The 11,623-nt window shown below is 65.3% G+C and carries 7 protein-coding genes; 3 read left to right on the plus strand and 4 right to left on the minus strand.

What is annotated here, in order from left to right; translation table 11 throughout:
* Both pbpC and ACOZK4_RS23995 read right to left on the minus strand, forming a co-directional pair.
* A partial coding sequence (gene pbpC / locus ACOZK4_RS23990) for a penicillin-binding protein 1C (protein ID WP_421594220.1) occupies positions 1–1,380 on the minus strand: 1,380 nt, incomplete at its 3' end.
* Between the two features lie 11 nt (positions 1,381–1,391).
* Complete coding sequence (locus tag ACOZK4_RS23995; RefSeq protein WP_421594361.1) at positions 1,392–6,842, minus strand: MG2 domain-containing protein; 5,451 nt, start codon at positions 6,840–6,842, stop codon at positions 1,392–1,394.
* A gap of 512 nt (positions 6,843–7,354) precedes the next feature.
* Between ACOZK4_RS23995 and ACOZK4_RS24000 the strand changes: the two genes are divergently transcribed.
* A complete protein-coding gene (locus ACOZK4_RS24000; RefSeq protein WP_421594221.1) occupies positions 7,355–8,299 on the plus strand; it encodes an AEC family transporter in 945 nt (314 codons plus the stop codon).
* Between the two features lie 255 nt (positions 8,300–8,554).
* On the opposite strand, the gene ACOZK4_RS24005 is transcribed toward ACOZK4_RS24000, so the two are convergent.
* Complete coding sequence (locus ACOZK4_RS24005) at positions 8,555–9,313, minus strand: c-type cytochrome (RefSeq protein ID WP_421594222.1); 759 nt, start codon at positions 9,311–9,313, stop codon at positions 8,555–8,557.
* 152 nt (positions 9,314–9,465) lie between these two features.
* Here ACOZK4_RS24005 and ACOZK4_RS24010 point away from each other — a divergent pair, with 152 nt between their 5' ends.
* Both ACOZK4_RS24010 and ACOZK4_RS24015 read left to right on the plus strand, forming a co-directional pair.
* Entirely contained in the window at positions 9,466–10,221 is a 756-nt protein-coding gene (locus ACOZK4_RS24010) for a 3-deoxy-manno-octulosonate cytidylyltransferase (protein WP_421594223.1), read from the plus strand.
* An 11-nt stretch (positions 10,222–10,232) separates the two neighbouring features.
* A complete protein-coding gene (locus ACOZK4_RS24015; RefSeq protein WP_421594224.1) occupies positions 10,233–11,084 on the plus strand; it encodes a prephenate dehydratase in 852 nt (283 codons plus the stop codon).
* On the opposite strand, the gene nudC is transcribed toward ACOZK4_RS24015, so the two are convergent.
* The coding region (nudC, locus tag ACOZK4_RS24020; RefSeq protein WP_421594226.1) for an NAD(+) diphosphatase at positions 11,081–11,623 on the minus strand (543 nt) is incomplete at its 5' end. The two genes, ACOZK4_RS24015 and nudC, sit on opposite strands and share 4 nt — an antisense overlap.

The raw sequence follows: 11,623 nt of genomic DNA on the forward strand, positions 1-11,623 counted from the left end.
ATTGGCAAGCGCCGCATAAAGCTGAGTCAGGTCGCGCAGCGTGATGCCGAGACCGCCCAGCCCGATGGCGAGACCCGGCGTTTCGCCCGGCGGCAGTTCGGGGCGCACCTCGGCGCGGCGGAAGCGCACCATCATGCGCGTCGGGCCGACGGCTTCGAGCAGGCGCACGGCGGGCACATTGAGCGACAATTGCAGCGCCTTGCGCACGCTGATATCGCCCTGATAGGTCATGTCGAAATTGCGCGGGCGGTAGCCGGAGAAATCGGCGGGGCGATCCTCGACGATGGTTTCCTGCGCGACCAGCCCCTCTTCGAAGGCAAGGCCGTAGATGAACGGCTTCAGCGCCGAACCCGGCGAGCGGCGGATGCGCGTCATGTCGATCCAGCCGGCGCGGCTGCCGTCGAAATAATCCGCCGAGCCGACTTCGCCGAGGATTTCGCCGGTGCGGGCATCGGCCATTACCATGGCGATGGAGATTTTCGGACCCAGCCGTTCGGCCGCCTCGCGGGCGACGGTCTCAAGGCCGTCCTGCACCGTGCGGTCGAGCGAGGTCTCGTGCTTGATCGCCTTCGGGTCCTTGCGCAGCGCCAGTTCCGAAAGGTGGGCGGCATAGGAGGGAAGCTGGCGGCGGCGGTCCGGCACGGCTTCAAGGCCGGCGCGCTCGGCCTCGCCCTCGCCGATGACATCCGAGACGGCAAGGCGGGTCAGCACGCGCTCGCGCGCCTTTTCGGCGACGTCGCGGTGGCGGTCCGGGCGGCGCTTTTCGGGAAGCTGCGGCAGGGCGACGAGCAGGGCGGCTTCGGCGACCGAGAGCCGCTTCGGCTCCTTGCCGAACCAGGCAAGGCTTGCGGCCCGCACGCCCTCCAGATTGCCGCCATAGGGGGCGAGCGTCAGGTAGAGATCGAGGATTTCAGCCTTGGAAAGCCGGCGTTCGAGCTGGATGGCGCGGGCCATCTGGCGCAGCTTCGCAAGCATCGAGCGGCTTTCGCGCGGCTCGATCAGCCGGGCGACCTGCATGGAGAGCGTGGAGGCGCCCGAGACGATGCGGCCATTGCCGACGAACTGGCCGGCGGCGCGCAGAAGCGCCCAGGGGTCGATACCGCCGTGCTCGTTGAAGCGTCGGTCCTCATAGGCCACCAGCATGCGCAGGAATTGCGGATCGACATCGGCGGCCGTGGTCTTCAGCCGCCAGTGTCCCTCTGGTGTCGCGAAGGCACGCAGCAGGCGGCCGTCGCGGTCGAGCACTTCCTTGGAGACGGTTTCCGCCATCGCAATCGGCGGCGGAAAGGCACGGTCGGCGTAATCGAGCCCGAAGGCGAGGGCGGCAATCGCTGTCGCCCCGCCAAGGGACCCAATCAGAAGTCTGCGCCACAGCGCCATCGCCAAACCCCTTACTCGGCCTTGACGACCTGCATGCGGCCGGTCGCCGTGCGGGCGGAATATTGCGGACGGTACATGTCCTCCACCTGGGCGGCCGGCAGGTCATAGGTGCCGGGGGTCACGGCGCGCACGACATAGGCGAGCGTCACGTCGCGGTTGTCGCCTTCGCTGCGGTTGAAGGCCGCGACGAAGCGGTCGTAGCGGAACTCCGTATGCGCGGCTTCCGTCTCGCCGAGCCAATCGAAATTGGCGAGCTTCGCGCTGTCGACGAGGCTCGGATTGTCAATTTCGAAGCCGGCGGGCAGGAGGTCGGTGATGATGATGCGCGAAGCCCAGTTGTTGTGCTCCGTCACCTTCAGCACCACGACGTAGCGCTCGTTCTGCTGGGCCTCCGTGACATTCGCCTCCTCGCCGTCGAGCGTGTAGTAGGTGCGCTCGATGGCAAAGCCGTCTCCGCCGGCCGGCAGCGGATCGATGGGTGCCGCGACCGTGGTGAGCACGGCGGACACCGGCTCGCTGGTGCGGTTGGCGATGGTCAGCGGGTTCTCCAGCAGGGATTTGCCCGTCATCTGCGCGGCATAACCGCCGTCGCGGGCCGCCCCGTTGATTTCAAGCTTCAGGTCCTTGTCGGCATCCTTCACGGAACGGGCGGCAAGCAGCATCCAGGTCTGTTCCTGCGTGCTGGTCCAGCGCTTGTTCTCCCACTGCTTGGCGACGAGCTTGGAAAGCTCCGGAATGATGCCCGGAACCGGCCGTGCCTCGGCGGCGAGCGCCAGGATCGCCGCACCGTCACGCAGCGACGAACCATAGTCGGTGCGGGCGAGGCTGGCGGTCATAACGCTGTCTCTGGAGAGGCCGAGCGCATTTTCGAAGATGGTCGTCGCGCGCTGGGCATCGCCATAGAGGCCGAGGGCCGCGGCCAAATGCGCACGGGCGAGCGGCGAGGAGAATTCCGACAGCTTCGTGTCGGCATAGTAGCGCAGGTCGCTGATCGCGGCCTTGCGGTTGCGGGCGAGAACATAGAGCGCATAGGCGATCTCGTTGCCCTGGGTGGAGACGTTGACGTCATAGGAGATGGAGTTCTGCAGGTTCGAAAGCCCCTGCAGCATCGCCTGTTCCGGCACGTCGAACTTCTGTTCGCGGGCGCGGGTCAGGAAGTCGGTGACGAAGGCATCGAGCCAGAGGTCGCCGTAACCCGGCGACCACAGGCCGAAGCTACCCGAGGACGACTGGTTGGCCAGCACGCGGTAGATGGCATCCTGCACGCGCTTCTGCGTTTCCGTGTCTTCCGGCAGGCCGGACTGCTTGGAAAGCTCACTGAGGTAAAGCAGCGGCAGGGCGCGGCTCGATGTCTGCTCGGTGCAGCCATAGGGGTAGCGGTCGAGAGACATCAGCAGCGCCGGAATGTCGAAGGCGGCCGCGCGCGACACGCTGAGGCTAACGGAGGCACCGGCCAACTGGCTGTCGGCGAGCAGCTGGTCGTCGATCGTCAGGCTGCCATTGGCGGCGATTTCGAGCGGCCGGCGCGTGGTGATCGGCATGGCTGCCGGGCGCACCGGCACGTTGAGCGCCTGTTCGAGCGACATGCCGCTGCCGTTGGAGAGCTTGAGCGAGATGACGCCATCGCCGATCTCGCCGCCGATCAGCGGCAGGGTCAGCGCGGTCTTGCCGCCGGCTTCGAGCTTCACCGTCTGGCTCGCACCGGTCTGTTCGACCATCACGGAGGCATTGTGGGTGATCTCCAGCGTGTAGTCACCCGCCGGCGCATCCGTGTTGGCGATGTCGAGGCGCAGGTCCGAACGGTCTCCTGGAGCGAGGAACTTCGGCAGGCTTGCGGTCACGACGACCGGATCGCGGATGACGACATCCTTCGAGGCGCTGCCGACACCGGTCTTCGTCCAGGCGACGGCCATGACGCGGGCGGTGCCGTTGAACTGCGGGATATCAAAGCTGACCTTGGCATTGCCGTCGGCATCGAGCTTCACGGGACCGGCGAAGAAGGCGACGAGCTTTTCCTTCGGCGGATCACCCTGAAGGGCACCTTCGCCGCCGTCACCACCGGTGCGCAGCCGCCCGGTCGTGCCGAGCGAGCCGTCGATCAGACGGCCGTAGAGATCGCGGATTTCCATGCCGAGGCGGCGCTGGCCGAAGTACCAGGTGGCCGGATCGGGTGCTTCGTAGCGGGTGAGGTTGAGGATGCCGACATCGACGGCGGCAACCGTGATGTAAGCCTCTTCACCAACACCGGCGCCCGCGACCTTGAGCGAAATGTCAAGCGGCTGGCGCGGCAGGGTCTTTTCCGGCAGGTCGAGCGAGAGGTTCAGCTTGCGATCGGCGGGATCGACCTTCAGCCAGGTGATGCCGATGGCGCGCATCGGCATGCGGCTTTCCTGGTCGGAGCCGGGGCGGAAGAGCGTCGCGGTCACATAGGAGCCGGGGCCCCATTCCTTGGTGACGGGGATATCGATCTCGCCGCCCTCGGCGCCGATGGCGGCCGTCTGGGTGGCGATCAGGCTTTCTGCGCCGATGGTGACGAGAACCTGACCGGCATGGCGCGGCGAGATCTTCAGCTTGGCCGTGTCGCCAACCGCATAGCTTTCCTTGTCGAGCGAGATTTCCAGGGCATCCGGCGTTTCCGTCGAGCTGGCGGCGACATACCAGCCGGCGTCGAATTCAACGCTGGTGGCCGGGCCTTCCGGTTCCGGGCTTTCCACCTCGAGGCGGTAGCGGCCCCAGGTCACCGGCACGGAAATCTTGCCGCCGTCAGCGGTGACGTCAAGCGTGCCGTTGGCGACCTGCGAGGTGGAGAGCACCGGCTCATAGCGCCACGAGCTGCCGTCGCGATACCATTGGTAGTTCCGCTCGACGGCGAGCAGCTTCCAGGGCAGGCCCTGCATCGACTGCTTCTTGCCATCGGCGCCGACGGTGATGACGTTGAAGTTGGCGACGGTGTTTTCCGAGAGGTCGCCCTTGAATTCCGGCTTCACGCCGATCATCGCGCCTTCCGACTTGACCGGCAAGGTGAGGCTGCGCTCGACGGCGCGGCCGCCGGCCTCCATCATACGCAGCGTCACGAGCGCTTCGAGGCGCTGGGTCGTGGCCGGCAGATCGGCGACATTGATGTCGAAGGTCGCCTTGCCGTCCTCGTCGAGCACGTCGAGGCCTTCGAGCGGAATGCGGCTTTCCTCGATCGCCTCTTCATCGGCAAGACCGAAGACATAGTCCGGATAGGCGGGATCCTGATGGGTCGGCTTCAGCGCGACGTCGCCCTCGATTTCCAGACCCGCGCCCGGCGCGCCATAGAGATAGCGACCCTCGACGGAGACGGGGGCGGCAACACCGGTCTCGACCTCCTTGGCCTCGCTCGTCATGTCGAATTCGATGCGGTCGGGCACGAAGTCGTCGACGAGGAAGGTCTTTTCGGCAATCGCCGTGCCCTTCGGGTCGGTATAGACCTGCATGGTCCAGGTGCCGCGCATGCTGTTATCCTGCAGCGGCAGATCGATCGTATGGCCACCGAGCGCCGCGCCATCCGATACCATGCGGCGGTCTTCCACGCCGTCGGGCCGGTTGAAGACGAAGGTCAGCGGCAGTTTTTCGACGGCATTCGCCTCGATGTCGCGGGCGAGTGCGGAGGCATGCACCGTCTCGCCGGCGCGGTAGATGCCGCGTTCGGTCCAGGCCAGCACGTCGATGGCGCCCGGTGCCGGGCGGCCGGTGACGCCGCGGTCGGAAAGGTCGAAGCCGGCACGCGTCATGTCGAGGAAGACGAAATCGCCTTCGCCCTTCCTGGCGAGGATGACGGCGGGCGTGTTGGCGGCGGTGCCGCGCATCAGGCCGGCGGTGAAGGTGGCGCGGCCATCCGCATCGGTCGTCGCCGTGCCGAGCACTTCGTTGTTCTTGGCGATCAGCTGCAGCTCGACGCCGTCAAGCGGGCCGGCCGTATCGAGCGAGCGGGCGAAGACGTTGAGACCGTCCGTACCGGCATAGGTGGTGAGGCCGACATCCGAGACGACGAACCATTGCGTCGCCTTGGTGTCCCACTCGTTGCTGCGGCCATTGGAGGCGGCGGCGGTCAGCACATAGACGCCGGGCTTGCGCTGCGGCAGTGCTTCGTCGACCGGGAAGCTGGTGACGACGTCCTTGTTCAGCTCGGGCGAAATCTCGATCTTGCCTTCCCAGACCAGCTCGCCGTTCTCGCTTTCGATGCGGCTGGCGGAATAGCCGTCGAGCTGTGTGAGGAAGCGGCTTTCGTTGAGGAGGCCAGCAATGGCGCGGTCGCCGACGCGGTAGAGCTTCAGATCTGCGCTGTCGGTGTTGACGGAAACGATCGGGATGCCGCGGCGCACGCTGCCCGGCAGCACGAAGCCGTCGCCCGTGAAACGCACCATGGCGGCGCGGTCCTGCACGTAGATATCGAGGTCCGAGGCGGCGGCCAGCGGCTCGTCGACCGAGGACGGCAGGCCGGCGCGGAAGGTGATCTTGTAGCGCTGGCCGTGGGTCAGGCCCTCGACGCAGATCTGCCGGTCCTTGGCCTCGATGGCCTTCGGTGCCGCGCCATCGAGCGTGACGAAGGAGGCGTAGTCGGCGCCGGACTTCACCAGCGGCTCGGAGAACTCCACGCAGGCGCGCGGCGTCGCGCTGTCGGAATCGATCGTGTGGTTGACGATGCGGAAGCCCTGGCGGGCGCGCAGGCCGAGATAGGCCGAACGGACGGCGACGTCGTCCTTCAGGTCGAGGCTCGCCTTGTAGGCATTGATGCCGGCGCGGTAGTTGCTCGACTTGTCGAGCGTGTCGCCCAGCACGGCGAGCGCCCGCGCCCGCGTCTCGGTGGTGCGCGAGAGCTGGTAGGCATTTATCGCGGCAAGTGCGCCCTGTCCGGCGAGATAGCTGTTGTTATAGGCGCGGCCCATCGACTCGGCCGTCTCGATCCAGAGGAAATAATCGTCCGGTGCGAGCGACAGCGCACCGCGATAGGCGGCGAGCGCCTGGTCGAAGCGGCTCGACGCGGTCTCGATGCGGCCGAGCGAGGCGAGGCTTTCTGCGCCCTGGCCGGCCTGGTCGGCGGCAAGCGCGAGGTTGTCGCGGAACGAGCGGGCGTCGGTCAGCATGTATTCGCTGATGAAGGGCATGGCCGGTGCCGCGCCGATATCGGCGGCCGTGTCGGCCTTGAGGATCTTGCCGGCGATCGCGCCCTGGAAATGGTTGAGCTGGTTGAAGTCGCTCTTCAGGAAGCACCATTTCACCTTGGGATTATAGGTGAAGGCACGGCAGGAAAGGTCGTCGATGCAGTCGCTCTTGCACTGGTCGAGCGTCACATCCTGCACGGTGCGCAGGTCGAAGCCGAAATAGTCGCTGTTTTCGGTCGTCACGACCGAGCGCGTCTCTTCGGCATGGGCGGAAAGAGGGGGTGAGGCGATCGCGGAAAGAACAAGTGCCGAGAAACCCAGGAATGCGCGCATAGACATGTAGTCCTCCTACCGCTGCCGTCTCGTTGCCGCCGCCACTGTCCGGACCCCGGGCCGGCTTGTCAATCGAAAGACAGGGAGCCGCAAGGGATGGAAAGGGCATGGCGCATGGAACCAGGGGAAAGACGTTTGGCGACGCCGGTTCAATCGCTGGTATTGCGAATTTTTTTTGAGGACCTTTCACGTTAACCTTTTGTTAACCATATCGGCGCAGACTTCATCTCATCGACGGACGGATTTCTGTCATACCCCTGTAACAGGGGGTCGGTAGAACCCTCGTCAGACACGAAAGTCGTGTTTCGAACCGCAGTGACCACGGATGTACTGGCACAGCGCGAAACACGTCCCCGGCCAGGCCGGGATGAGGAAGCGGGGGGATAACCCTCGCTTTTTTCATTTGTGCGCTTTCCAGCCGTATCGCGCTGGACCCCTCCCGGCGATTGCTCTACCCATGACGTTATCTTGAGACGGTGCGCGTCGCCGTCTGCTTCCCGCCCGGAATCATCATGTCCGACGTCGCCCTCAACGTTCTTCCCGTCTTCGCGCTTATTCTCATCGGCTGGCTGCTCGTCCGCACCGGCTACCTCCGGGAGGAACTGGGGGAGGGGCTCGGCGAATTCGTCTTCCGCGTCGCCGTGCCGCTTCTGCTCTTCCGCACCATCGCCGAGGCCGAATTTGCCGGTGAAGCGCCCTGGCGTATCTGGGTCGCCTATTTCGGCGGTGTGGCCGTCACCTGGACGGTCGCGCATCTGATCGCGACGATCGTCTTCAAGCGCGACCGGCGCATCGGCGTGCTGGCCGGCGTCTCCGCCGGCTTCGCCAACACTGTCTTCATCGGCCTGCCGCTCGTGGCGCGCGTCGTCGGGCAGGACGGTCTTGTCGCGATCTCGGTGCTGCTCTCCGTGCACCTGCCGACCATGATGATCGCCGGCACGATCCTGATGGAGCGGGCCGAGCGCAAGGAAGGCACGCGGGAGCCGCAGAGTTTCGCCAAGCTGCTTCTCGGCATTGGCAAAAGCCTGTTGCGCAATCCGCTGGTCATTGGGCTTGCCGTCGGTGCGGTGTTTCATATCGGTGGCATCCCGCTCGTCGGGCCGGTCAAGGTGGTGGTCGACCAGATCGCCGCGATGGCTGCGCCGGCGGCCCTCGTCTCGATCGGCATGGCGCTCAACAAGTACAAGGTCGGCGGCAATGCCGGCATTGCGCTTGCCATGAGCGGCCTCAAGCTGGTGATGCTGCCAGGCTCCGTCTACATCGCCTGCCGCCTGCTCGGCCTCAGCCCGGAATGGACGGCGGCCATGGTACTCACCTCCTCCGTGCCGACGGGCGTCAACGCCTGGCTGCTCGCCAACCATTTCGGCGTCGGCCACGGACTGGCGTCTTCGACCATCACAATCACGACGGCGCTCGGCGTGTTCACGGTGTCCTTCTGGGCCTGGCTTTTGGGGTGAAGGGAGCCACATCCTTTCCTCTGTCATCCTCGGCCTTGAGCCGAGAATCCACACCTCCGCACCGCCTCGCTTGTGGCATGGATCCTCGGCTCAAGGCCGAGGGTGACGGAAGGAGGGGTAGGCGAGCGAGGCCAGGGAAGAAAATGGAAGTCCCAAACAAGGCTGAACCTATCGACAGCGAGACTGACCCTTATTGGCAGGCAACAAAAAACCCGGCACGAAGGCCGGGTTTTCAGTGTTCTGGCTTTGGCCTGCTTACTGAGCGGCCGGCTGTTCGGTCGTGGTGCCCTGCGTCGTGCCTTCGGCCGGGGCTGCGCCCTCGGTCGTGGTCGTTGCAGCGCCGCCTTCGGCGGGCTTGGCTTCCGTCGTCGTAGCGGCAGCACCGCCCTCCGTCGTGGCAGCAGCGCCGCCTTCGGCGGGAGCCGCACCATCCGTGCCGGTTGCGGCAGCGCCTTCGGCCGACGGTGTCGGCAGAGCGGCCGGGTTGTCGGAGAGCGTGCGCAGATAGGCGATCAGGTTGGCGCGCTCGTCTTCCTTCTTCAGGCCGGCAAAGCCCATGGCGGTGCCGGGAACGTGCTTCTTCGGCGCTTCCAGGAAGAAGTTCAGGTGATCATAATCCCAGACGATCTTGTGGCCTTCGGAGAAGGTGGTCATGCCTGCGGAATAGCTGAAGCCTTCATGCGAGGCGATCGGACGGTTCACGACGTCGAAGAGGTTGGGGCCGACCTTGTTCGGTCCGCCCTTCTCCCCGGTGTGACAGCTCGCACATTTCTTGAAGACGGCTTCGCCGGCCGTTGCATCGGCGCTGGCGAGCAGGGTCGCGATCGGCGTGCCGGCCGCGGCTTCACCGCCGCCCGCTGCACCCTCTTCGCCACCTTCGGCGGCGACGATCGCGAAACCTTCCTTTTCGGGATGGCCCGAATGGAAAATGCCTTCAGAAGCGATCGACACGGACATCAACACGAAAACGGTGCCGAGCAGGGCACCCACGCCCATGTTCACATAAGAGTTCATCCAAACGCTCCCCTAGCGACCGGCGGACCTGATACCGGCCAGTCTTGAAATCGCGCGGAACCTATGTCTTTTGCTGCTTCGTTGCAACAGTGATTGTAGCCCCCGCACTGAGACTTTTTGACACTTTTCCCGGGGGTTTTGAAGGGCCTGCGATGAATTCCGCCAAATTTGACAAGACCCTCGTGCTCATTCCGGCCCGCATGGCCTCGACCCGGCTTCCGGGCAAGCCGCTGGCCGATATTGCGGGCCTGCCGATGATCGTGCAGGTTGCGCGCCGCGCCGCCGCCGCCGATGTCGGGCGCGTCGTGGTGGCCGTCGACGACCAGACCGTCTTCGACGCGGTCGTCGCGGCCGGTTTCGAGGCCGTCATGACGCGCGTCGACCACCAGTCCGGCTCCGACCGTATCCATGAGGCGCTCATGAAGAGCGATCCGGACGGCCGCGCCGAGCTCATCATTAACGTGCAGGGCGACCTGCCGACCATCGATCCGGAAACGATCCGCGCAGCACTTCGCCCGCTGGAAAACGCCGCGACCGATATCGCGACGCTGACGACGGAAATCCGCGACGAACACGAGAAGACCAACCCGAACGTCGTGAAGGTCGTCGGCTCGCCGATTTCCGAAAACCGGCTGCGCGCGCTCTATTTCACGCGCGCGACGGCGCCGCACGGCAATGGCCCGCTCTATCACCATATCGGGCTCTACGCCTACCGCCGCAAGGCGCTCGAAGCCTTCGTCGCGCTGAAGCCGTCGACGCTGGAAAAGCGGGAATCGCTGGAGCAGTTGCGTGCGCTCGAAGCCGGCATGCGCATCGACGTGGAGATCGTTGACACGGTTCCGCTCGGTGTCGATACTCAAGCCGACCTCGAAAAGGCCCGCGCCATGCTCGCGGCCAACCCCATCTGATCGGACCTGCCATGACCATGAAGACCAACCGCATCGCCTTCCAGGGCGAGTTCGGCGCCAATTCCGATATGGCGAGCCGGGACATGTTTCCGACCATGGAGCCGCTGCCCTGCCAGACTTTCGAGGATGCGTTGCTGGCCGTCGAGAACGGCGATGCCGATCTCGGGATGATCCCGATCGAGAACACGATCGCCGGCCGCGTCGCCGACATCCACCATCTCCTGCCGGAATCGCGCCTGCATATCGTCGGCGAATATTTCATGCCGATCCGCTTCCAGCTCATGGTGCTGCCCGGTGTGACCAAAGACGAGGTGCGCACGGTCCACAGCCATATCCATGCGCTCGGCCAGTGCCGCAAGATCGTGCGCCTCAACGGCTGGAAGCCTGTTATCGCCGGCGATACGGCAGGGGCGGCAAAGCTCGTCTCGGAGACCGGCGACCGCTCGATGGCGGCGCTGGCGCCCCGTCTTGCCGCCGATCTCTACGGCCTGTCGATCATCGCCGAAAATGTCGAGGACACCGAAAGCAACGTCACACGCTTCGTCGTCCTGTCGCGTGAGCCCGTCGTCGCGGAGCGGGTCGAGGACGAGATCATCGTCACGACTTTCATCTTCAACGTCCGCAACATCCCGGCTGCGCTCTACAAGGCGCTCGGCGGCTTCGCGACCAACGGCATTAACATGACGAAGCTCGAAAGCTACCAGATCGGCGGCACCTTCACGGCAACACAGTTCTATGCCGATATCGAGGGGCACCCCGATGACGCGCATGTGCGCCGCGCGCTCGATGAACTGCGGTTCTTCTCGGAGAAGGTGCGCATTCTCGGCACCTACCGGGCGCATCCGATGCGCAGCGCCTTTTAAATTTGCCAGTCCAGCCAGTCGCGCATCAGCCGGTGCGCGATGGCGCCCTTCGGTGGTGGCGTGGTGGTGCCGGGGGCGGTGCCAGACATGGCGCTGCGCTCGATCATCTCGGCCGTTTCCGCGCGGGTGAACCAGCGGCAATCCTCCAGCTCCGTCTCGTCGCGGCGGATGTCGAAGGAGATCGCTTCTGCATAGCAGCCGATCATCAGGGAATGCGGCATCGGCCAGGGCTGTGAGGCGTGATAGCGCACGCGGCCGACCTTGATGCCGGATTCCTCCAGCGTCTCGCGGCGCACAGTGTGCTCGATCGTCTCGCCCGGCTCCAGGAAGCCGGCGAGGCAGGAATACATGCCCGGCTGGAAGTGCGGCGAGCGGCCGAGCAGGCAGAGGTCCCGCTCGATATCGATGACCAGCATGATGGCGACCGGGTCGGTGCGCGGGAAGATGGTGTGGTTGCAGGCCTCGCAGACGCGGCGGTAACCGCCGATCTCCGCGCGGGTCGGCGATCCGCATTTGCCGCAGAAACGGTTGTTGCCGTT

The sequence above is a fragment of the Shinella sp. M27 genome (assembly GCF_049199905.1).
Classification (GTDB): Bacteria; Pseudomonadota; Alphaproteobacteria; order Rhizobiales; family Rhizobiaceae; genus Shinella.